The organism is Streptococcus sp. 5905 (assembly GCF_013276505.1).
In the GTDB taxonomy this organism is placed as follows: domain Bacteria; phylum Bacillota; class Bacilli; order Lactobacillales; family Streptococcaceae; genus Streptococcus.
In genome coordinates, this window is record NZ_VMLC01000001.1 from 541219 (window position 1) to 561512 (window position 20294).

25 protein-coding genes are annotated in these 20294 nt (G+C 41.3%); 17 read left to right on the top strand and 8 right to left on the bottom strand.

Annotated elements, in window-relative coordinates; genetic code table 11:
• Position 1 precedes the first annotated feature (1 nt).
• A complete protein-coding gene (locus HT680_RS02650; RefSeq protein ID WP_173258027.1) occupies positions 2 to 481 on the top strand; it encodes a VanZ family protein in 480 nt (159 codons plus the stop codon).
• Between the two features lies 1 nt (position 482).
• Entirely contained in the window at positions 483 to 2024 is a 1542-nt protein-coding gene (locus tag HT680_RS02655; protein WP_173258029.1) for an ABC-F family ATP-binding cassette domain-containing protein, read from the top strand.
• Positions 2025 to 2066: 42 nt separating this feature from the next.
• On the opposite strand, the gene HT680_RS02660 is transcribed toward HT680_RS02655, so the two are convergent.
• A complete protein-coding gene (locus tag HT680_RS02660; protein WP_000600214.1) occupies positions 2067 to 2306 on the bottom strand; it encodes a zinc-ribbon domain-containing protein in 240 nt (79 codons plus the stop codon).
• Positions 2307 to 2333: 27 nt separating this feature from the next.
• Complete coding sequence (locus tag HT680_RS02665) at positions 2334 to 3140, bottom strand: peptidylprolyl isomerase (RefSeq protein WP_173258031.1); 807 nt, start codon at positions 3138 to 3140, stop codon at positions 2334 to 2336.
• Between the two features lie 189 nt (positions 3141 to 3329).
• Between HT680_RS02665 and rpsP the strand changes: the two genes are divergently transcribed.
• The 8 genes from rpsP to HT680_RS02705 all read left to right on the top strand — a co-directional run bounded on the left by rpsP (position 3330) and on the right by HT680_RS02705 (position 8142).
• The gene (gene rpsP / locus HT680_RS02670; protein WP_049520696.1) at positions 3330 to 3602 is read left to right on the top strand and encodes a 30S ribosomal protein S16; all 273 of its coding nucleotides are present in this window, start codon (positions 3330 to 3332) and stop codon (positions 3600 to 3602) included.
• 19 nt (positions 3603 to 3621) lie between these two features.
• On the top strand, positions 3622 to 3861 hold the full coding sequence (gene kphA / locus HT680_RS02675; protein ID WP_000379617.1) for an RNA-binding protein KphA: 240 nt from the start codon (positions 3622 to 3624) through the stop codon (positions 3859 to 3861).
• 43 nt (positions 3862 to 3904) lie between these two features.
• Positions 3905 to 4240, top strand: a complete 336-nt coding sequence (locus tag HT680_RS02680) for a MazG nucleotide pyrophosphohydrolase domain-containing protein (RefSeq protein WP_173258033.1) — start codon at positions 3905 to 3907, stop codon at positions 4238 to 4240.
• Positions 4241 to 4579: 339 nt separating this feature from the next.
• A complete protein-coding gene (locus HT680_RS02685) occupies positions 4580 to 5482 on the top strand; it encodes a DMT family transporter (RefSeq protein WP_173258034.1) in 903 nt (300 codons plus the stop codon).
• A 149-nt stretch (positions 5483 to 5631) separates the two neighbouring features.
• Positions 5632 to 6489, top strand: coding sequence for an alpha/beta hydrolase (locus tag HT680_RS02690; RefSeq protein WP_173258036.1), 858 nt, complete (start codon positions 5632 to 5634; stop codon positions 6487 to 6489).
• 75 nt (positions 6490 to 6564) lie between these two features.
• The gene (gene rimM / locus HT680_RS02695) at positions 6565 to 7083 is read left to right on the top strand and encodes a ribosome maturation factor RimM (RefSeq protein ID WP_173258038.1); all 519 of its coding nucleotides are present in this window, start codon (positions 6565 to 6567) and stop codon (positions 7081 to 7083) included.
• The gene (gene trmD / locus HT680_RS02700; RefSeq protein WP_173258637.1) at positions 7073 to 7792 is read left to right on the top strand and encodes a tRNA (guanosine(37)-N1)-methyltransferase TrmD; all 720 of its coding nucleotides are present in this window, start codon (positions 7073 to 7075) and stop codon (positions 7790 to 7792) included. Before rimM ends, trmD begins: the two co-directional genes overlap by 11 nt.
• A gap of 11 nt (positions 7793 to 7803) precedes the next feature.
• Positions 7804 to 8142: an ATP cone domain-containing protein gene (locus HT680_RS02705; RefSeq protein WP_001196053.1), complete on the top strand. Its 339-nt coding sequence runs from the start codon at positions 7804 to 7806 to the stop codon at positions 8140 to 8142.
• A gap of 25 nt (positions 8143 to 8167) precedes the next feature.
• Here HT680_RS02705 and HT680_RS02710 read toward each other — a convergent pair whose 3' ends face one another.
• The gene (locus HT680_RS02710) at positions 8168 to 8488 is read right to left on the bottom strand and encodes a hypothetical protein (RefSeq protein ID WP_173258040.1); all 321 of its coding nucleotides are present in this window, start codon (positions 8486 to 8488) and stop codon (positions 8168 to 8170) included.
• A gap of 102 nt (positions 8489 to 8590) precedes the next feature.
• On the opposite strand from HT680_RS02710, the gene HT680_RS02715 reads away from it, so the two are divergent.
• Entirely contained in the window at positions 8591 to 8809 is a 219-nt protein-coding gene (locus tag HT680_RS02715; RefSeq protein ID WP_000807436.1) for a YdbC family protein, read from the top strand.
• Between the two features lie 37 nt (positions 8810 to 8846).
• Here HT680_RS02715 and HT680_RS02720 read toward each other — a convergent pair whose 3' ends face one another.
• Both HT680_RS02720 and gor read right to left on the bottom strand, forming a co-directional pair.
• Positions 8847 to 9383, bottom strand: coding sequence for a biotin transporter BioY (locus HT680_RS02720; RefSeq protein WP_125415235.1), 537 nt, complete (start codon positions 9381 to 9383; stop codon positions 8847 to 8849).
• Between the two features lie 144 nt (positions 9384 to 9527).
• Complete coding sequence (gene gor / locus HT680_RS02725; protein WP_061417022.1) at positions 9528 to 10874, bottom strand: glutathione-disulfide reductase; 1347 nt, start codon at positions 10872 to 10874, stop codon at positions 9528 to 9530.
• Positions 10875 to 11141: 267 nt separating this feature from the next.
• Between gor and HT680_RS02730 the strand changes: the two genes are divergently transcribed.
• The 4 genes from HT680_RS02730 to metG all read left to right on the top strand — a co-directional run bounded on the left by HT680_RS02730 (position 11142) and on the right by metG (position 16360).
• On the top strand, positions 11142 to 12296 hold the full coding sequence (locus HT680_RS02730) for an efflux RND transporter periplasmic adaptor subunit (protein ID WP_173258042.1): 1155 nt from the start codon (positions 11142 to 11144) through the stop codon (positions 12294 to 12296).
• The gene (locus HT680_RS02735; protein WP_000811477.1) at positions 12280 to 12981 is read left to right on the top strand and encodes an ABC transporter ATP-binding protein; all 702 of its coding nucleotides are present in this window, start codon (positions 12280 to 12282) and stop codon (positions 12979 to 12981) included. The genes HT680_RS02730 and HT680_RS02735 overlap by 17 nt, the downstream gene beginning before the upstream one ends.
• Position 12982: 1 nt before the next feature.
• Entirely contained in the window at positions 12983 to 14239 is a 1257-nt protein-coding gene (locus tag HT680_RS02740) for an ABC transporter permease (protein WP_173258044.1), read from the top strand.
• A 123-nt stretch (positions 14240 to 14362) separates the two neighbouring features.
• Positions 14363 to 16360, top strand: coding sequence for a methionine--tRNA ligase (gene metG / locus HT680_RS02745; protein ID WP_173258045.1), 1998 nt, complete (start codon positions 14363 to 14365; stop codon positions 16358 to 16360).
• A gap of 16 nt (positions 16361 to 16376) precedes the next feature.
• On the opposite strand, the gene HT680_RS02750 is transcribed toward metG, so the two are convergent.
• The 3 genes from HT680_RS02750 to coaA form a co-directional block, all read right to left on the bottom strand.
• Positions 16377 to 16910 (bottom strand): DNA topology modulation protein, encoded by a 534-nt coding sequence (locus HT680_RS02750; RefSeq protein ID WP_173258047.1) that lies wholly within the window; start codon positions 16908 to 16910, stop codon positions 16377 to 16379.
• Between the two features lie 52 nt (positions 16911 to 16962).
• Positions 16963 to 17199, bottom strand: a complete 237-nt coding sequence (gene rpsT / locus HT680_RS02755; protein WP_001274000.1) for a 30S ribosomal protein S20 — start codon at positions 17197 to 17199, stop codon at positions 16963 to 16965.
• A gap of 67 nt (positions 17200 to 17266) precedes the next feature.
• Positions 17267 to 18187 (bottom strand): type I pantothenate kinase, encoded by a 921-nt coding sequence (gene coaA / locus HT680_RS02760; RefSeq protein ID WP_173258049.1) that lies wholly within the window; start codon positions 18185 to 18187, stop codon positions 17267 to 17269.
• Between the two features lie 234 nt (positions 18188 to 18421).
• Here coaA and HT680_RS02765 point away from each other — a divergent pair, with 234 nt between their 5' ends.
• On the top strand, positions 18422 to 19012 hold the full coding sequence (locus HT680_RS02765; RefSeq protein WP_345890211.1) for a class I SAM-dependent methyltransferase: 591 nt from the start codon (positions 18422 to 18424) through the stop codon (positions 19010 to 19012).
• Positions 19009 to 20286: a pyrimidine-nucleoside phosphorylase gene (locus tag HT680_RS02770; RefSeq protein ID WP_173258051.1), complete on the top strand. Its 1278-nt coding sequence runs from the start codon at positions 19009 to 19011 to the stop codon at positions 20284 to 20286. The genes HT680_RS02765 and HT680_RS02770 overlap by 4 nt, the downstream gene beginning before the upstream one ends.
• Positions 20287 to 20294: the final 8 nt, after the last annotated feature.

Consider the following 20294-nt stretch of genomic DNA (forward strand, 5'->3'; position numbering starts at 1 on the left):
AATGACTAAAAAAAGAGAATTAATCTTAAGATTGGGAGTGGCTGTTTACAGCCTATGCATTGTCTATTTTTGCTTCACTCCCCAGCCTCAACTTCCTACAGGAGTGGAAACTCCAGGTATTCAAACTTTTGGACGCCTGGTTTTTCTTTTAACTCCCTTAAACTCCCTTTGGAATCTGGGTGAAGTGACCAGTTTGGGACAAGTCCTTTGGATCTTTTTGCAGAACATTTTAAATGTCTTCTTGCTTTTCCCACTAGTCTTTCAACTGATTTATCTCTGTCCAAATTTACGGCAAACAAAAAAAATCATCCTTCTCAGTTTTCTACTGAGTCTAGGAATTGAGTGTACGCAACTAGTTTTAGATTTTTTATTCGACTTTAATCGGGTCTTTGAGATTGATGATTTGTGGACCAATACCCTGGGAGGCTATCTGGCTTGGGTCCTCTATAAAGGACTGCATAAAAACAAGATAAGGAATTAGAATGAGTATTTTAGAAGTTAAAAATTTGAGTCACGGTTTTGGTGATCGTGCAATTTTTGAAGATGTGTCCTTCCGTCTCCTCAAGGGTGAACACATCGGCTTAGTCGGTGCCAATGGTGAAGGGAAATCAACCTTTATGAGCATCGTGACTGGTAAGATGTTGCCAGATGAAGGAAAGGTTGAGTGGTCCAAATATGTGACTGCTGGCTATCTGGATCAGCATGCTGTGCTAAAGGAAGGCCAAACTGTGCGTGATGTCTTGCGGACAGCCTTTGATGAGCTATTTAAAGCAGAAGCTCGTATCAATGACCTCTATATGGAGATGGCGGAAGACGGAGCAGATATCGATGCGCTAATGGAAGAAGTTGGCGAACTCCAAGACCGTCTGGAGAGTCGTAATTTCTATACCTTGGATGCTAAGATTGATGAAGTGGCGCGTGCTCTCGGTGTCATGGACTATGGCATGGATACGGATGTAACGTCTTTGTCAGGTGGACAAAGAACCAAGGTGCTTTTGGCTAAACTCCTCCTTGAAAAACCAGATATTTTGTTGCTTGACGAGCCAACCAACTACTTGGATGCTGAACACATTGACTGGCTCAAGCGTTATCTCCAAAACTATGAGAATGCCTTTGTCCTTATTTCACATGATATCCCATTCCTCAACGACGTTATCAATATCGTCTATCATGTGGAAAATCAACAGCTGACGCGTTATTCTGGTGACTACTACCAGTTCCAAGAAGTCTATGCCATGAAGAAATCTCAGCTAGAGGCTGCTTACGAACGTCAGCAGAAAGAGATAGCTGACCTCAAGGACTTTGTCGCTCGAAACAAAGCGCGTGTCGCAACGCGTAATATGGCCATGTCCCGTCAAAAGAAACTCGACAAGATGGATATTATCGAACTCCAAAGTGAGAAACCAAAGCCTTCCTTTGATTTCAAACCAGCTCGTACGCCAGGGCGCTTTATCTTCCAAGCCAAGGACTTGGAGATTGGCTATGATCGTCCTCTGACCAAACCCTTAAATCTTACTTTTGAACGCAATCAAAAGGTTGCCATTATTGGGGCCAATGGTATTGGGAAAACAACTCTCTTGAAGTCTCTCTTGGGCATTATTTCGCCAATCGCTGGGGAAGTCGAACGCGGTGACTACCTAGAACTTGGTTATTTTGAGCAAGAAGTAGAAGGTGGCAATCGTCAAACACCACTAGAGGCTGTCTGGAATGCCTTTCCTGCCCTTAATCAAGCAGAAGTCCGTGCAGCCCTTGCTCGTTGTGGTTTGACGACCAAGCACATCGAAAGTCAAATTCAAGTCTTATCAGGTGGGGAACAAGCTAAGGTGCGTTTCTGTCTCTTGATGAACCGTGAAAATAACGTTTTGGTACTTGACGAGCCGACCAACCACCTAGATGTGGATGCCAAGGATGAACTCAAACGTGCTCTGAAAGAGTATAAGGGTTCAATCCTCATGGTTTGTCACGAACCAGACTTCTATGAAGGCTGGATGGACCAAATCTGGGACTTTAACAAGCTAACTTAAAAGCAGTAAAAAAGCCAAATCGAAATGACTTGGCTTTTTTGACTAGTAATTTAAATAGTTTTCAACTTCAGATTTCTCAATTTCTTTACCGTAGTGGCAAATCGGACAAGAAACGAAGTAACTTTTACCATAAGGAAAAAGTGGAATCCAGTAAAGGGTGAACTTGCGCCCAGTTTCTACGATCTCCCAAGTGTCGACATTGTTACAATGACCACATTCGATCGCAGTTTGCGTATGTCCCAAATCTTTTTGATATCCTTTAGAACCCCAAAATAGAATCATGTCGTTGTCTCCTTATCTGTTGATGGCTTATTTTTTGCTGAAATCGTAGTCTTTCACTACTTCGATACTATCAATGGTGATAGCAGTTGTTGGTTTGTCTTTCTCATCTTTTTCAGCCTTGGCAATCTTGTCGACAACATTCATGCCATCGATGACTTGACCAAAGACAGGATGTTTGCCGTCTAGACTTGGATTTCCACCTTCTTTATAGGCTTCAATGATTTTCTTTGGATACTTGCTTGTAGGGAGTTTAGCTGAAATATCTGTCGAGTTTTGGTTGATGAAAAACTGACTACCGTTGGTATTTGGTTGACCAGTGTTAGCCATAGCAAGAGCTCCGCGGATATTGTATAGGTAAGGAGAGATTTCATTTTTAAAACCAGTTCCCTTGTCCTTTGTTTTATCCTTATCATGCCAGATAGATTGGCCACCTGTACCATCTCCTTTAGGATCTCCAGTTTGGACCATAAATCCATCGATGACACGGTGGAAGGTGATGCCGTTATAATAGCCTTCCTTAGCGTGAGTAAGGAAGTTTTCAACCGCAAGAGGTGCTAGTTTTGGAAAGAGTTTGATGCGGATATCACCTTGATTTGTGTGTAAAATAACCTCGGCTTCATCTTCAGCAACTTCTTTAGAAAGTTGAGGGAAGTTAGCATTTTCATTGGTCAAAGCGTCATTCAAATCTTTGGCGGCCTGAGCAGCTGCTTTAGAACTTTCTTCAGCAGAGATACTAGAGTCGACATAGTCATCACCACGGAGACCACGTTGGATACTAGTACATCCAGCAAGAGCTATAGTTGATACTAAAAGAAGAGTTGCTAGTTTTTTCATTGTTTTCCTCTCAAAAATTCATTTCTATCATTGTACCTTAAAAGGAGGGGGATTTCAAATGTTTAAAAAAATTTACAACTCTGTCAAGTTTTTTTCTTGACACCTGCCAGAAATCTGCTATAATAGAACATGTGCTAAATAGCTTAGCTATTTCACCGAAATAAAAAAATAAGAAAAGAGACTTTAAAAATGGCAGTTAAAATCCGTTTGACTCGTATGGGTTCTAAGAAAAAACCTTTCTACCGTATTAACGTAGCAGACTCACGTTCACCACGTGACGGACGTTTCATCGAAACAGTTGGAACTTACAACCCCCTTGTTGCTGAAAACCAAGTAACTTTGAAGGAAGATCGCATTCTTGCATGGTTGGCTGATGGAGCTCAACCTTCAGATACAGTTCGCAACATCCTTTCAAAAGAAGGCGTATTGAAAAAATTCCACGATTCTAAATTCTCAAAATAAGTTTAAAGTAGGTTGACAGATGGATACGATTGAAAATCTCATTATTGCGATTGTGAAACCTTTGATTTCACAACCTGATGCCTTAACTATCAAGATTGAAGACACACCAGAGTTTTTGGAGTATCACTTGGATCTTGACCAAAGCGATGTCGGTCGTGTTATCGGTCGTAAGGGTCGCACTATCTCAGCGATAAGAACGATTGTCTACTCTGTCCCAACTGAAGACAAAAAAGTAAGAATCGTTATCGATGAAAAATAAAGAAAGCGGGACAGATGTCTCGCTTTTTTGTGAGGAGGAGAAGATGAAGGATCTAACGTTTAGACAATTACAAGCTTACTTACTCGAACATTACCAGCAATCTCGAACTGAGGAAGGCCTCTTTATCAAGCTAGTGGAGGAAGTCGGAGAAGTAGCTGAGGTCTTGAATGGGCGCTCTGGTCGAAAAGAGGGTGTTCAGGACTCAAACGAGGAACTTGCCAAAGAACTAGCTGATATTATTCACTACACTGTTGCAATTGCGGTCATCAACGATATTGACCTAACCAAAACCATCTTTGACAAAGATAAGAAGGCTGCCATTAAGTATCAGCATGAACGAGATTTGGAAGGATTTTTGGAAAACCTCCAAGAAAACTAGGAGTAATCTCTTTTCACTGATATGAAAGATTTTCCTAGCATACGCTTGCTTTTATAGAGAAAGCAATGAAATAGGCAGTTTATGCTATCAAAGTAAGGAATCTTTAAGAGGTAGACAAGCTAGAACTTGTGAGACAAGAACGAGAAAAGCAGACCAGTCTTGCTGAGTCTTTTTTAGACAAGGAAAAAGAATTTATCACCTTGAAAGAGTGATAGGAGGAATAAAATACCAATCCTAGAAATAGCATCTAGGATTTTACTATGCTAAAATGGAAAGACAGTCTCAAAAATTCTAGTCAATCAATCTTGAGACTGGCTAATTTAAAGGGAGTAACAATCTATGAACGAGAAAACAAAAGCATACCTAGCAGCTTTATCCTTTTCAGCCATCATTGGTTTTTCTTTTTTATTTACTAAGATTGCTTTGGGCTATGCCAGTCCTCTTACAAACTTGGCACATCGCTATACAATCGCTGCTTTGGTATTGGTCATCCTTCATCAAACAAAACTTATCAATGTGAGTTTAAGTAGAAAAGATATTCTTTCTATTCTGCCTATGAGTCTTTTCTATCCACTTCTCTTCTTTATTTTCCAATCCTTTGCTTTACAGTATATATCGTCTTCTGAAGCGGGAATTTTACAAGCACTTGTCCCGATTTTTACTCTCCTTTTGGCATCGGTCTTTCTCAAGGAAAAGACAAGTTTGTTGCAAAAGTTCTTTTTAATTTTATCTGTAGCAGGAGTAGTTTTCATCTTCCTTAGCAAAGGAGCAAACTTTAGCACGGAAACTGCTAGCTTGGGCTTTCTCTTGATGTTGGGATCTGTTCTCGCCAATGCGATAAACAATATCCTCAGCAAGGCTAAAGGAGGTCGCTATCGGGCCGTGGATATGACAGCTGTTGTGATATTTGTTGGCTTCGTCACCTTTAATATGCTGAGTCTGACCACGCACTATCTAGAGGGGAACATATTAGCTTACTTTGCACCACTTGGACAGGTGTCCTATCTGCTTTCCATCCTCTATTTGGGAATACTAGCCTCTATCGTGACTGGTAGTCTTTCTATCTATGCTATCGTTCGCCTCGGGGCATCAACCGTCAGTGTCTTTGGCAATCTTGGAACAGTTTTGACCATTCTAGCTGGAGCTCTTATCCTCCACGAACCAATTTATAGTTACCATGTGATTGGAGCAACTTTGATTATTGCTGGAATCTTAGGCATGAATCTGATGAGAAAAAAGTAAAGATTGCTTAGCAGTCTTTTTCTTTATCTATATTGTACAGAAAATTCAAAATTTTTAATGAAACTAAGTTTAGAAAACGATGATTTTAATATAGAGTGATAAAATAGATAAAAAGAATGATATTAGGATAAAGAGGAGCGAATGTAAAAATGAAGCCAAATGATATAGCTGAAGCTATTGCTTTTTATAACAGAAAACCCAAGATGTTGAAACGCCACCTTATAGCAGTCTTAGATTGTGATTTGGTTGTTTATCATCGTCCTGGAAACGCAAGTAAAGGGCATATTATTTTTTATCATGGAGCTTGTGGACGTAGTCAGATGTGGGCCCACCAGTATGATGCTTTTGATGGATTTGACCTTTACTTTGTAAATGTTAGAGGGCAGGGTGAATCACCTATGAAAGTTGGGCTACCCGACTTAGAAGGCGCTATTCAAGATGTAGATGCCATTTTGTCCTATTTTAAGCTGGATAAGGTGATATTGGTTGGTCACTCTTGGGGAGGAAATCCACTTCAAGAGTATACCTATCGCCATCCAGAAAGAGTCCTAGCCTTGGTCATGGTAGATAGTTGGGGACAGCATCGATACTTATCAGAGAAAGAAAGAGGTCGAATCAAATATAGTTCTCTTATGTACAAAACGATTCCTTGGAAGGTGATTGCTGATAAAAATTCAAAAATGTGTACTGATAACCCTATCACAAGAGAATTGGTCAAGACGGCCATTATAGAAACTGGGCGAGATGTTTTCTTGAACCTTGGAATCACAGGTTTCTTGGCAGTCCATGAGATAGAAGGATATAAAGGAAATCCTCCCATGCTATTAGTAAGAGGAGAAAATGATTTCCCCAAACACCTAAAAATAATCTATGATGGGATCATTGCTTTAAATCCCAATGCGCGTCAAGTAACGATTTCAGACAGCAAACACCAACCGATGAATGATCACCCTAAAGAGTTTAATCAGATAGTTGGTGAATTTTTTGAAGAAGTAGTAGCTCCGTAAGATGAGATTTATCCAACTTGTGAAAATCCTTGGAACGTGATAAAATAAAGGATAGAAATAGATACAGGAGACAAGATGAACTACTTTAATGTTGGGAAAATCGTCAATACGCAGGGGCTGCAGGGTGAGATGCGTGTCTTGTCTGTGACGGATTTTGCCGAGGAACGGTTTAAAAAAGGGGCAGAGCTGGCTTTGTTTGATGAAAAAGATCAGTTTGTCCAAACAGTGACCATTGCTAGCCACCGTAAGCATAAGAATTTTGACATTATCAAATTCAAAGAAATGTACCATATCAATGCGATTGAAAAGTACAAGGGTTATAGTCTCAAGGTCGCTGAGGAAGATTTGAATGACCTAGACGATGGGGAATTCTACTATCACGAGATTATCGGTTTGGAAGTTTACGAGGGAGACAACTTGATAGGAACTATCAAGGAAATCCTGCAACCAGGTGCCAACGATGTCTGGGTGGTCAAGCGAAAAGGTAAGCGTGATCTGCTTCTACCTTACATACCCCCAGTAGTTCTCAATGTTGATATTCCAAACAAACGGGTTGATGTGGACATCTTAGAAGGGCTAGATGATGAAGATTGATATTTTAACCCTCTTTCCTGAGATGTTTTCTCCATTGGAACACTCGATTGTTGGAAAGGCTCGAGAAAAAGGGCTCTTGGAAATCCAGTATCATAATTTCAGAGAATACGCTGAAAAAGCCCGCCATGTAGATGATGAGCCCTACGGAGGCGGTCAGGGGATGTTGCTCCGAGCCCAACCCATTTTCGATGCCTTTGATGCTATTGAAAAGAAAAATCCCCGTGTCATCCTGCTTGATCCTGCTGGGAAACAGTTCGATCAAGCTTATGCTGAGGATTTGGCCCAGGAAGATGAGCTAATCTTTATCTGCGGACACTACGAGGGTTATGATGAGCGCATCAAGACCTTGGTAACCGATGAAATTTCCCTGGGAGATTATGTCTTGACTGGTGGTGAATTGGCGGCTATGACTATGATTGATGCGACTGTTCGCTTGATTCCGGAAGTGATTGGCAAGGAGTCTAGTCACCAGGACGATAGTTTTTCTTCGGGATTGCTCGAATATCCCCAATACACACGTCCTTATGACTATCGAGGCATGGTGGTTCCAGATGTGCTTATGAGTGGGCACCATGAGAAGATTCGTCAGTGGCGACTTTATGAGAGTTTAAAGAAAACCTACCAGCGCAGACCAGATTTGCTAGAAAACTATCAACTAACAGCAGAAGAAGAAAAAATGCTAGCTGAAATCAAAGAAAACAAAGAATAAAGGAGAACCCTATGCAAGTAATCAAACGTAATGGAGAAGTTGCAGACTTTGATCCAGATAAAATCTACCAAGCTGTTTTAAAAGCGGCTCAGACTGTTTATGTTTTGACAGATGATTTGCGTCAAAACCTAGCTCAAGTCACTAAAAAAGTAGTCTTGGACTTGGAAGAAGCAAAAGTGGAACGTGCGACCATTAGTATGATCCAATCAATGGTTGAAAATCGTTTGTTGGGGGCAGGATATATCACCATCGCAGAACACTACATTTCTTATCGCTTGCAACGTGATTTGGAGAGAAGCGGTTACGGAGACCATATCGCAGTTCACCTGCATTTTGAACAAATTCGTTAAGAAAAAGAGTGGGATGAAAAGCATCTCACTCTTTCTTAAATCTATTTTTCTGAGCTGTTTGTACAGTTGAAGGGACGAAACGAAGTCTTTTGATATCAGTGATTCGGATGATACGTGTCACATTTTTTGTAAAATTTTTGACAATAATCTGTTGACGACTGGTATCATATTTGACGATATCACCAGTGAAGCTTGTTTCAGCTAGTATGACATGAACAGCAGTTTTTTTCTGGATGGCTTGTTCAATTGTGGCAATGAGGGAGTCGTTTTCAGAATAATCTCGTTCATCCTGTCCACTGAGAAAGTCTTGTATCTTATCTAAGACATGCTTGAATGTATATCTCATAGGCTTCTCCCCTCTTATATAACCATATTATATAAAATTTTCCTAAAATCTACAAGATTTTACGAATAGACTAGAGAAAGCATATCACATAAAGGAGTTAAAATGGCAGAATTTACATTTGAAATCGAAGAACACTTACTGACCTTGTCTGAAAATGAAAAAGGATGGACAAAAGAACTAAACCGAGTCAGCTTTAATGGCGCTCCAGCTAAGTTTGATATTCGAACTTGGAGCCCTGATCATACCAAGATGGGAAAAGGAATCACCCTTACAAATGAAGAATTTCAGGTAATGGTGGATGCTTTTAAAGGAAATCAATAAAAGGATATTGAGTTTTTGACTCAGTATCCTTTTTGGGTTAAATTGAGAAGTATGCTTGTCCCCTAAGTCGTTGTAATAGTGGACGACTAATGAAACTGATCGCTATGATCTTACCAAGATCAGGAAGGATAAAAGGAAGGACACCAACAGCGAGTGCCTTATCAAATGACATACCAGCAAGGAAGTGGAGGCTGAGAATACCTCCGACAAAGACGAGGGAATCACCCAAGAGGTTGGCTAGGAAAATGCGGATATAGCCACTGTTCTGATGGATGAGATAAGAGGTAAGTCCTGCATAGACAAGGTCGAACCAAAGATAGCCTGAACTTGGACCGACTAAAACGTGAAACCCAGCTCCTCCCCCTGCAAAGACAGGTAAACCAATGGCACCCAGCAGGAGGTAGAGAGCTACAGAAAGGACAGCTTCTCTAGGTCTAAAAACAGTAGCAATCAGACCGATCGCAAAGTTTTGCAGAGTGAAAGGTACAGGACCGATAGGGAGACTGATTTGTGCCAATACGGCGATGAGAGCAGCACCGATAGCAGGGATAGCATAGATATGAGCTTTTTTCAAAACTGTTAACCTCTTTTTAAAATTATAGTAACTATTATACTAATTCAGAGAGAAAAGTCAACCTGTTTTTGAATTAAGGGTAACATTTTTTGTAACAGCCGATTTTGCAAGTAAAAAGAGACCTCAAGAGGTCTCTTGCGATAATTAGCGCATGGTCACAAATTCTTCTGAAGCGGTTGGGTGGATAGCTACTGTAGCATCAAAGTCCGCCTTTGTTGCTCCCATCTTGATAGCAACAGCGAATCCTTGAATCATCTCATCCACTCCGTAACCAAGTCCGTGTAGGCCAACAACTTTTTCGTCATCACCTGTGGTGATGAGTTTGAAGCGAGACTCTTGACGATGGCTTGTAACGGCAGAGTACATGGATGCAAAGCTTGACTTGTAGACTTTGATGTTATCTTGGCCGTATTCTTTGATAGCTTGATCTTCAGTCAAACCGACTGTTCCGATTGCTGGGTGTGAGAAGACAACAGTAGGGATAGTCGTGTAGTCCATCTTGGCATTTGTTTTTCCATTAAAGAGGCGTTCAGATAAGGTACGTCCTGCCTTGATGGCTACTGGGGTCAGTTCCTTCTCACCAGTAACGTCTCCAAGGGCGTAGATACCATCTACAACTGTATTTTGATACTCATCCACTTGGATAAATCCACGTTGGTTGAGTGTGACGCCAGCTTTTTCTAGCTCAAGACCATCTACATTTGGACGGCGACCAGTAGCCCAGATAACTTGGCTGGCAGTGTGACTAGAACCGTCTTCAAAATGAATCGTTATGCCTTGCTCAGTTTCTTTGAGCTTGACGGGTACCTTATGCGTGTGCAAAGGCAGGCCTGTTTTTTCCATTTCGTTGACGAGACCTTCCACGATGTAGCTGTCAAAACCACGCAAGGGACGATCGCGACGCACAAACAAATCCGTTTTTACTCCGAGAGCGTGGAGAACGCCTGCTAATTCAACGGCGATATAGCCAGCACCTAGAATAGCAACGGATTCAGGAAGTTGTTCCCAAGCAAAGACATCGTCTGAACTACCACCGAGTTCAGCTCCAGGAATAGTTGGGATGCTTGGACGAGCGCCAGTCGCAATCACGATATGCTTGGCACGAATCAATTCACCATTGACGCTGACGGTGTTAGCATCAACAAAATGAGCACGACCTTCAATCAAATCAACCCCATTGCGCTTGAAACTTCCATCATAAGATGAGCGAGCACGGTCGATGTAGGCTTCACGGTTTTGGCTAAGTTTTGCAAAATCAAATTGAACATCTGAACTTGTAAAACCATAGTCAGGGCCGTAGTGGTGGAAGCTTTCAGCGATTTGCGCTCCATACCACATGATTTTCTTAGGAACACAGCCAACGTTGACACAAGTTCCACCTAATTTTTTCTCTTCGATAACAGCTGCTTTAGCGCCGTGTTCACCAGCTCGGTTCATAGTGGCGATACCGCCACTCCCTCCACCGATAGCGATGATATCATATTCTCTCATAGAAAACTCCTTATAGTTTTGATAGTCATATTCTATCGTTTTTACTATTTGAATGCAAAAATCTGCTACGCTCTAAAGAAATAGCAGAAATCACTTGCTAAATATAGAAATAAGGTGTATGATGTTACTAGTACAATTCTGCATAAATCAAATGGAAACAAGGCATGTTTCCTGAATTGTTCTCTTTTCTCTCTGAACAATCATTGTTTAGAGTAGGTAAATTTGCTATAATAGTCTTTGTATTGAAAATAAAATAGGAGTTTTGTGATGAAGGGGAATAAGAAAACTAAAAAATGGCAACTATACACAGCTATTGGTGCTGCAAGTATTATTATAACCAGTGCAGTGGGTATTTTGCTATTTAGACAGCCCTCTCAGGCTACCGGTAAGGATGACACATCGCATCTTGTAGTCGCAAAGGAAGGAACAGTTGCCTCCTCTGTTCTCTTATCTGGTACCGTCACCGCAAAAAATGAACAATATGTTTATTTGGATGCAAGTAAGGGTGAGGTGGATGAAATCTTGGTTTCTGTTGGAGATAAGGTTGACAAAGGACAAGCGCTCGTAAAATACAACAGCACAGAAGCGCAGTCTGCTTATGATGCAGCTAACCGTGCCATAGCCAAGGCTGATCGTCGTATCAATGACTTGAAGGAATCACGAAACAACACTCTAGCTGATTCGGAAGAATATGATGATGGAACGCAGGGTTCTTCTGTCTCTTCCATTGATTCTCAAATTAGTGATGCTCGTGATAGTCGTGCTGATGCAGAGGCGCAACTTAAAAAGGCGCAGGCCCAATTGGACGCAACAAAGGTTCTGAGTACGCTAGAAGGTACAGTTGTAGAAGTTAATCGCAATGTATCGAAGTCCACAACTGCTGCAAATCAAGTGATGGTTCATGTAGTAAGTAACGACAATCTACAAGTCAAGGGAGAACTTTCCGAGTACAATCTTGCCAACCTTTCTGTTGGCCAAGAAGTGGCCTTCTCTTCTAAAGTTTACCAAGATAAAACTTGGACAGGGAAGATCAGCTTTATTTCAGCTTACCCTAAAAATAGTGGAGAAGGAACGAATGCTATAACTGGGGGGAATACTGGTTCTAAATATCCTTATACGATTGAAGTGACGAGTGAGATTGGTGATTTGAGACCAGGTTTCACCGTTAGTGTTGAGGTTAAAAGTGACAAGAAATCAATCCTCGTACCCTTAACCAGTGTCATTACTGAAGACGGGAAAAACTATGTTTGGGTGGTTGACGAAGAGAATAAGGCTAAGAAAATCGAAGTTAGCCTAGGAAATGCTGACGCAGAAAACCAAGAGATCACATCTGGTTTGACAGACGGAACCAAAGTCATCAGTAATCCAACGACTTCCTTGGAAGAAGGAAAAGAGGTGAAGGCTGATGAAACAACTAATTAGTCTAAAAAACATCTGCCGGAGCTATCGAAATGGTGAACAGGAACTGCAGGTCTTGAAAAATATTAATTTGGAGATTGGCGAAGGGGAATTTGTTGCCATTATGGGACCATCTGGTTCGGGTAAATCTACTCTGATGAATACCATCGGAATGCTGGACACTCCAACTAGCGGCGAATACTATCTAGAAGGTCAAGAAGTGGCCCGTCTAGGTGAAAAGCAGTTGGCACAGGTACGTAACCAACAAATTGGCTTTGTCTTTCAACAGTTCTTTCTTTTGTCAAAGATGGATGCCGTTCAAAATGTTGAGTTACCCTTGATTTATGCAGGAGTTCCAGCTGCCCAACGTCGCAAGTTGGCAGAGGAATATCTGAGTAAAGTAGAGTTGACTGATCGTATTCATCACCTTCCTTCAGAGTTGTCTGGCGGTCAAAAACAACGGGTGGCCATTGCGCGTGCTCTTGTTAACGATCCCTCAATCATCCTAGCTGATGAACCGACAGGTGCCTTGGATACGAAAACAGGAAGTCAAATCATGGAACTCTTGGTTGAGTTAAATGAAGAAGGCAAGACTATTATTATGGTAACGCACGAGCCCGAAATTGCAGCCTATGCAAAACGCCAGATTGTAATCCGTGATGGAGTTATTTCATCTGATAGCGCTCGTTTGGAAGGAAAGGAGAACTAAGATGCAAAATCTGAAATTTGCCTTTTCATCTATTATGGCACACAAGATGCGCTCCTTTTTGACCATGATTGGCATTATCATCGGAGTCTCTTCAGTAGTTGTCATTATGGCTTTGGGGGACTCTATGTCTCGTCAGGTCAATAAAAATATGACAAAATCTCAGAAAAATATTCAGGTGTTTTTCTCACCAATTAAAAGTAAGGACGGTTCTTTTACACAAAAGCAATCTGCACTGACACTATCTGGTAAAGAAGATGTTCACGTAGAACCACCTAAAACACAGGAATCGTGGGTTAGGGAAGCTGCCAAACTAAAAGGTGTAGATGGCTATTATGTGACTAATAGTACAAATGTTACTTTGACCTATAAGGATAAAAAGGTAGAGAGAGCAAGTCTGACAGGTGGAAATATTACTTATATGTCTGCTGTAGAAAATAAAATTATTGCAGGTAGGGATCTGAGAGAACAAGACTACCGAGATTTTGCAAGTGTGATTTTGCTAGATGAAGAACTCGCTAAAAGTCTTTTTGACTCGCCTCAGGCAGCACTCAATCAAATCATTTCAGCCAATGGATATAGCTATCGTGTGATTGGTGTTTACTCTAGTCCTGCTGTTAAAAGTGCTAAGATGTTTGGTGTAGGTGGCTTACCGATTACAACCAATGCTTCTGTAGCAGCTAATTTTAATGTAGAGGAAATTTCTAATATTGTCTTTCGTGTGAATGATACGAGTCTAACTCCGACTTTGGGGCCAGAACTCGCACGCAAGATGACGGAAATTGCAGGAGTACAGCAGGGAGAATATCAGGTTGTAGACGAAACCGCCGCTTTTGCAGAGGTTCAGCAAATCTTTGGTTTTATGACCGCTATTATTAGTGCTATCGCAGGAATCTCTCTCTTTGTGGGAGGGACTGGAGTTATGAATATTATGCTGGTTTCTGTAACGGAGCGTACTCGTGAGATTGGTCTTCGTAAAGCATTGGGAGCTACACGGGCTAATATCTTGGTACAGTTTTTGATTGAGTCCATGATTTTGACCTTGCTAGGTGGAGTCATCGGCCTAATAAGTGCAGCGGGCTTGACCATGCTAGCAGGCGCTTTGTTAAAAAATATGATGGAAGGAATAGAAATTGGTGTCTCGCTACCGATTGCTCTCTTTAGCTTGGCTGTGTCAGCCAGTGTTGGGATGATCTTTGGTGTCTTACCAGCCAATAAAGCGTCTAAGCTTGATCCAATTGAAGCCCTTCGCTATGAATAAGATAAACAAGATGGACACTTGTCTGTCTTGTTTTTGTATGGATTTTCCTATCGAAAATCGCTAAAAATATGATATAATGAAGTGTTAGAAAAACAGGTTTCATTTGCCTGGAAAGGAAAAATTATGTCTGAAAAGAATTTTTATATTACAACACCGATTTACTATCCATCTGGTAAACTTCATATCGGTTCTGCTTACACAACCATCGCCTGTGATGTCCTAGCACGTTACAAACGCCTTATGGGCTACGATGTCTTTTATCTGACAGGTCTTGACGAGCATGGTCAAAAGATCCAACAGAAAGCGGAAGAAGCTGGTATTACACCACAAGCTTATGTTGATGGCATGGCGGTTGGTGTCAAAGAACTCTGGAAATTACTCGATATCTCATACGATAAATTCATCCGTACAACTGATGATTACCATGAAAAAGTAGTGGCTCAGGTCTTTGAACGCTTGCTTGCTCAAGATGATATCTACTTGGGTGAATACTCTGGCTGGTATTCAGTCTCAGATGAAGAATTCTTTACAGAAAGCCAGCTTGCGGAAGTTTTCCGTGATGAAGCTGGAAATGTGACGGGTGGTATCGCTCCATCAGGCCACGAGGTCGAATGGGTTTCTGAAGAATCTTATTTCCTTCGCCTCAGCAAATACCAAGAACGCTTGGTTGAATTTTTCAAATCTCACCCTGACTTCATCACTCCAGATGGTCGTCTTAATGAAATGCTACGTAACTTCATCGAACCAGGTTTGGAAGACTTGGCCGTATCTCGGACAACCTTTACTTGGGGCGTGCCAGTACCATCAAATCCAAAACACGTTGTCTACGTTTGGATTGATGCCCTTCTCAACTATGCGACTGCTCTTGGTTACGGTCAAGACGATCATGTTAACTACGACAAGTTCTGGAATGGAACGGTCTTCCACATGGTAGGGAAAGACATCCTTCGTTTCCACTCCATCTACTGGCCAATCCTTCTCATGATGTTGGATATGAAGTTGCCTGACCGCTTGATTGCCCATGGTTGGTTTGTCATGAAAGACGGTAAGATGTCTAAGTCTAAAGGAAATGTCGTTTACCCTGAAATGCTAGTAGAGCGTTATGGACTGGACCCACTTCGTTACTACCTCATGCGTAGCCTTCCAGTTGGTTCAGATGGAACCTTCACTCCAGAAGACTATGTAGGCCGTATTAACTATGAATTAGCCAATGACCTAGGAAACCTCCTCAACCGTACGGTTTCCATGATTAACAAGTACTTTGATGGACAAATCCCTGCCTATGTAGAAGGTGTGACAGAATTTGACCATGCTCTTGCTCAAGTAGCTACTGAATCAATTGCTGATTACCATACACACATGGATGCAGTTGACTACCCACGTGCTCTAGAAGCAGTTTGGACGCTTATCTCACGTACCAACAAATACATCGATGAGACAGCTCCATGGGTCTTGGCTAAGGATGAAGCACTTCGTGACCAATTGGCAAGTGTCATGAGTCACTTGGCAGCTAGCCTTCGTGTCGTAGCACACTTGATTGAGCCATTTATGATGGAAACCAGTCGCGCAGTCTTGACTCAGCTTGGTCTCGCAGAAGTTACTAGTCTTGAGAACTTGAGCTTGGGGAATTTTCCTGAGGGTGTAACAGTAGTAGCCAAAGGAACTCCAATCTTCCCACGTCTGGATATGGAAGAAGAAATCGCCTATATCAAGGAACAAATGGAAGGCAACAAACCAGCAGTCGAAAAAGAATGGAATCCAGATGAAGTCGAACTCAAACTAAACAAGGAAGAAATCAAGTTTGAAGACTTCGACAAGGTTGAAATCCGTGTCGCAGAAGTCAAAGAAGTTTCTAAAGTGGAAGGTTCTGATAAGTTGCTTCAATTCCGTTTGGATGCTGGTGATGGTGAAGACCGTCAAATCCTCTCAGGAATTGCAAAATACTATCCAAATGAACAAGAATTGGTCGGCAAGAAGGTCCAAATCGTTGCCAACCTTAAACCACGTAAGATGATGAAAAAATATGTCAGTCAAGGAATGATCCTCTCAGCTGAACATGATGGCAAATTAACCCTTCTCACAGTTGAACCGGCTGTACCAAACGGAAGTGTGATTGGATAAAAGCAAAAAACCAACGTTAGGCACGTTGGTTTTTCTTGTTATGTGCGAGATTTTCTAAGAAGTAGTCCATCTCCTTTTGCGACCTGAGAACAATTACTTTCTCTGGATAGCTTTCTTGAATCTGCTGATAACGTTCCTTAGCGGATTTGCTCCGTCCATCCCAGAGAATCCATCTGATAAAGTCCCAGTCAAAGCGTTCAGGACAGCCTGCAGCCATACTTTCTCTGACCTTGCCGCGATATGTGAGATAACGTTTGAAGGCTCGAAAGAGACAAGACAATGGGGAAAAGTTGAGAAAGATGATTTGGTCAGCTTCCTGCATTCTTTCTTCATAGCAACACCAAGAGTAGTTGCCATCAATGACCCAAGTTTCATGCTTTGTGAGAAAGTTTTTCATCTCGGTCAACATCCATTCGCGGTCACTATCTTGCCAACCAGGTTGAAATTGGAGTGTATCCATATGTAGTCTAGGGATGGAGTAGTAGTGAGACAACTTTTCAGCTAGAGTTGACTTGCCAGCTCCAGAATATCCAATAATTGCGATTTTCATTTTCTACCTTTTCTTATTAGAGGACAAAAAAACAGCCTCTATGGACTGTTTCTTATTTAGCAAGTTTAGCTGAAAGACGAGCTTTATCGCGGCTTGCTTTGTTTTTATGAATCAAACCTTTAGTTTCTGCTTTGTCGATAGCTGAGCTAGCAGCACGGAAAAGTTCTTCAGAAGGGTTTGCTTCGAAAGCTTTGATAGCAGTACGCATAGCTGATTTTTGAGCTGAGTTTTTTTCGTTTTGTTTAACGTTCAATTCAGCGCGTTTGATAGCTGATTTAATGTTTGCCAATGTTCTTACCTCCATATTTACTAACTATACCATTATATCTGAAAACTTAGGTTTTGACAAGGGGAAATTATTTTTTTAGGTAAATTTCATCGATTTCGTGATTTTTAGTCTTGTGGAGAATGACCTCGGCGCGATTCCTTGTCGGTTCGATATAGTTTTGTAGATTTGTAAGGTTGATAGTAGTCCATACTTGATGGGCAAAAGATTCTACTTCTTCCATTGGCATTTGAGTAAAACGGTGGTAGTAGCTTTCAGGATCATTCTGGGCAAAGCTGAGGAGCTTCAAAAAGCGGTCTAAATACCAGCTTTCAATGTCCTCGACAGCAGCATCCACGTAGATGGAGAAATCAAAGAAATCAGTGATGTAAAGGCGCTCATTTTGAGGATTTTGAAAGACATTAATGCCTTCAACGATGACAAAATCCGCAGCCTTAACGCGTTGTTTCTCCCCAGGGACGATGTCATACACTTCATGAGAATAGACAGGAATATCGACATCTTGCCCATTTTTTAGGCGGTCAAGAAAATTCAGCAAGGCTTCCATGTCATAACTCTCTGGAAAACCTTTGCGATTTAAGATACCTTTCTCAATTAAAGTTTGGTTGGGATAGAGAAAACCGTCAGTTGTCACCAATTCTACAGTAGCATCCGGGAGAGTACGTGATAGAAGAATCTGAAGTAAGCGACTAGTGGTCGATTTCCCCACAGCAACACTACCCGAAACCCCAATAATAAAAGGTTGGGGCTTGCTATCTCTTTGAAGAAAGATTTCTTTTGAGAAAGACAAATCTTCTTTGGCTTTTTTATAGATATGGATAAGGTGAACCAGTGGCAGATAGATGTCTGTCACATCTTGTAGGCTGATTTCGTCGTTAAAACTCTTGATGGAGTCCAGTTCTTCTTCCGTCAAGGGAGGAGTTGTTTTGCGATGCAAGGACTGCCAGGTTTTACGGCTGATTTTCTCAAAATGTAAAAATTCGTTGGTCATAATTTTTCCTCGTTCGATATCTTAGTATATCATATTTCGTAGTCAAAGAGAGAATGAAATTCGATATTTATCATTCTGATTCTTGAAAGTTGCTATAAGTTGCCTCTAACAGGGAAAAATAGAGTGAAAAATACAAAGATCATTTAATTATTATCATAACAGATTTAGTTTGTTTGTTGAATTTCAGCTTTGTAAACGATTTAACATTTCACTAAAATATGGTAAAATAGTTTCATGAGTAAAATGTATTATGCAGAAAATCCTGACGCTGCTCACGACATTCATGAGTTGAGAGTGGAGCTGTTGGGACAAAAAATGACCTTTTTGACGGATGCGGGTGTTTTTAGCAAGAAAATGGTCGACTTTGGGAGTCAGCTTTTATTGAAGTGTCTAGAGGTTAACAAAGGAGAGACGGTCCTTGATGTAGGCTGTGGATATGGTCCCTTAGGGCTTTCTTTGGTCAAGGCTTATGGAGTTCAGGCAACCATGGTCGATATCAATAATCGTGCTCTAGACTTAGCGCGACAAAATGCTGAACGTAATAAAGTTGAAGCGACGATTTTCCAATCCAACATTTATGAGCAAGTTGAAGGGGAATTTGACCATGTTATTTCCAATCCGCCGATTCGAGCGGGTAAACAAGTTGTTCATGAGATTATCGAAAAGAGCAGGGATTTTCTAGAAGACGGTGGTGACTTAACGATTGTCATTCAGAAAAAACAGGGGGCTCCTAGTGCTAAAGCTAAGATGGAAGACGTTTTTGGAAATTGTGAAATCGTAAAGAAAGACAAGGGATACTATATCCTTAGAAGTGTGAAAGAATGAGAGCAGTTGATTTAATCCAAAAAAAACGAGATGGTCAAGAACTGACCTCAAGTGAGATTAAGTGGTTGGTAGAAGGCTATGTTGCTGGAACTGTTCCAGATTATCAAATGTCTGCTTTTGCTATGGCTGTTTATTTTAAAGGAATGACCACACGTGAGATTTCTGACCTGACGATGAATATGGTCAAGACAGGTCAAGAGTTTGACTTGTCAGCCATAGAGGGTATCAAAGTAGATAAACACTCGACAGGTGGTGTTGGTGATAAGGTGACCTTGATTTTAGCTCCTTTAGTAGCCAGCTTTGGTGTGCCGGTTGCAAAAATGAGTGGTCGTGGACTAGGACACACTGGCGGGACCTTAGATAAGTTAGAAGCGATCAAGGGCTACCAAGTGGAGCGTAGTCAAGAGGATTTCATCAAACAGGTTCAAGATATTGGTGTATCTGTCATTGGCCAGTCTGACCAGCTGGTTAAAGCAGATAAACTTCTCTATGCGCTTCGTGATGTGACAGCGACTGTCGACACCATTCCTTTGATTGCTAGTTCTGTCATGAGTAAGAAAATCGCTGCTGGAGCAGATGCCATTTTGCTAGACGTGACTGTCGGTGAGGGTGCCTTTATGAAGACTGTTGAGGAGGCGCGCGAATTGGCTCAAACCATGGTTGATCTGGGTAAGGCTGTTGGAAGAAAGACAGTAGCAGTCATTACCGATATGAGTCAACCCTTGGGACGAGCCATTGGTAATCGTCTCGAAATCCTTGAGGCAATCGAGATTCTTCAAGGAAAAGGCCGAGAAGATATTAGCCATTTTATCTGCGAGCTAGCTCAGATTATGCTTGGGTTGGCTGATGTTGAGAAAACGATTGAGGAAATTCGTCAACACCTGGAAAATGGCCAAGCACTGGCTAAGTTTGAAGAAATGGTAGCAGCACAAGGCGGCGATTTAGAAGATCTCTATCGCCCCGTCAAAGTTGCCCATGTGGTGGAAATTCCAGCTCAAGATACAGGTGTTATTTCAGCTCTTCCTGCAATGGAATTTGGACTCTATGCCATGAGACTAGGAGCTGGTCGTGCAGTCAAGTCTGATGACTTGGACTATGAAACAGGGATTGTTTTTGAAAAGAAAGTTGGAGATTCCGTTCAAAAGGGTGAAATTGTTGCAAAAGTTTATACAAATGGAAAAATTTCTTCTGAACTAGTTACAGAATTTCAAAAATATGTTAAAATAAATGATGGAGTGCAAAGTTTACGAGAAATTATAGAAATTATCTCATAAAACCAGGG

What these genes read in the sequence shown, in the direction of transcription:
- HT680_RS02650 (WP_173258027.1), top strand. Translation starts at nt 2, where the DNA reads ATGACTAAAAAAAGAGAATTAATCTTAAGATTGGGAGTGGCTGTTTAC.
- HT680_RS02655 (WP_173258029.1), top strand. Translation starts at nt 483, where the DNA reads ATGAGTATTTTAGAAGTTAAAAATTTGAGTCACGGTTTTGGTGATCGT.
- HT680_RS02660 (WP_000600214.1), bottom strand. Translation starts at nt 2,306, where the DNA reads ATGATTCTATTTTGGGGTTCTAAAGGATATCAAAAAGATTTGGGACAT.
- HT680_RS02665 (WP_173258031.1), bottom strand. Translation starts at nt 3,140, where the DNA reads ATGAAAAAACTAGCAACTCTTCTTTTAGTATCAACTATAGCTCTTGCT.
- rpsP (WP_049520696.1), top strand. Translation starts at nt 3,330, where the DNA reads ATGGCAGTTAAAATCCGTTTGACTCGTATGGGTTCTAAGAAAAAACCT.
- kphA (WP_000379617.1), top strand. Translation starts at nt 3,622, where the DNA reads ATGGATACGATTGAAAATCTCATTATTGCGATTGTGAAACCTTTGATT.
- HT680_RS02680 (WP_173258033.1), top strand. Translation starts at nt 3,905, where the DNA reads ATGAAGGATCTAACGTTTAGACAATTACAAGCTTACTTACTCGAACAT.
- HT680_RS02685 (WP_173258034.1), top strand. Translation starts at nt 4,580, where the DNA reads ATGAACGAGAAAACAAAAGCATACCTAGCAGCTTTATCCTTTTCAGCC.
- HT680_RS02690 (WP_173258036.1), top strand. Translation starts at nt 5,632, where the DNA reads ATGAAGCCAAATGATATAGCTGAAGCTATTGCTTTTTATAACAGAAAA.
- rimM (WP_173258038.1), top strand. Translation starts at nt 6,565, where the DNA reads ATGAACTACTTTAATGTTGGGAAAATCGTCAATACGCAGGGGCTGCAG.
- trmD (WP_173258637.1), top strand. Translation starts at nt 7,073, where the DNA reads ATGAAGATTGATATTTTAACCCTCTTTCCTGAGATGTTTTCTCCATTG.
- HT680_RS02705 (WP_001196053.1), top strand. Translation starts at nt 7,804, where the DNA reads ATGCAAGTAATCAAACGTAATGGAGAAGTTGCAGACTTTGATCCAGAT.
- HT680_RS02710 (WP_173258040.1), bottom strand. Translation starts at nt 8,488, where the DNA reads ATGAGATATACATTCAAGCATGTCTTAGATAAGATACAAGACTTTCTC.
- HT680_RS02715 (WP_000807436.1), top strand. Translation starts at nt 8,591, where the DNA reads ATGGCAGAATTTACATTTGAAATCGAAGAACACTTACTGACCTTGTCT.
- gor (WP_061417022.1), bottom strand. Translation starts at nt 10,874, where the DNA reads ATGAGAGAATATGATATCATCGCTATCGGTGGAGGGAGTGGCGGTATC.
- HT680_RS02730 (WP_173258042.1), top strand. Translation starts at nt 11,142, where the DNA reads ATGAAGGGGAATAAGAAAACTAAAAAATGGCAACTATACACAGCTATT.
- HT680_RS02735 (WP_000811477.1), top strand. Translation starts at nt 12,280, where the DNA reads ATGAAACAACTAATTAGTCTAAAAAACATCTGCCGGAGCTATCGAAAT.
- HT680_RS02740 (WP_173258044.1), top strand. Translation starts at nt 12,983, where the DNA reads ATGCAAAATCTGAAATTTGCCTTTTCATCTATTATGGCACACAAGATG.
- metG (WP_173258045.1), top strand. Translation starts at nt 14,363, where the DNA reads ATGTCTGAAAAGAATTTTTATATTACAACACCGATTTACTATCCATCT.
- HT680_RS02750 (WP_173258047.1), bottom strand. Translation starts at nt 16,910, where the DNA reads ATGAAAATCGCAATTATTGGATATTCTGGAGCTGGCAAGTCAACTCTA.
- coaA (WP_173258049.1), bottom strand. Translation starts at nt 18,187, where the DNA reads ATGACCAACGAATTTTTACATTTTGAGAAAATCAGCCGTAAAACCTGG.
- HT680_RS02765 (WP_345890211.1), top strand. Translation starts at nt 18,422, where the DNA reads ATGAGTAAAATGTATTATGCAGAAAATCCTGACGCTGCTCACGACATT.
- HT680_RS02770 (WP_173258051.1), top strand. Translation starts at nt 19,009, where the DNA reads ATGAGAGCAGTTGATTTAATCCAAAAAAAACGAGATGGTCAAGAACTG.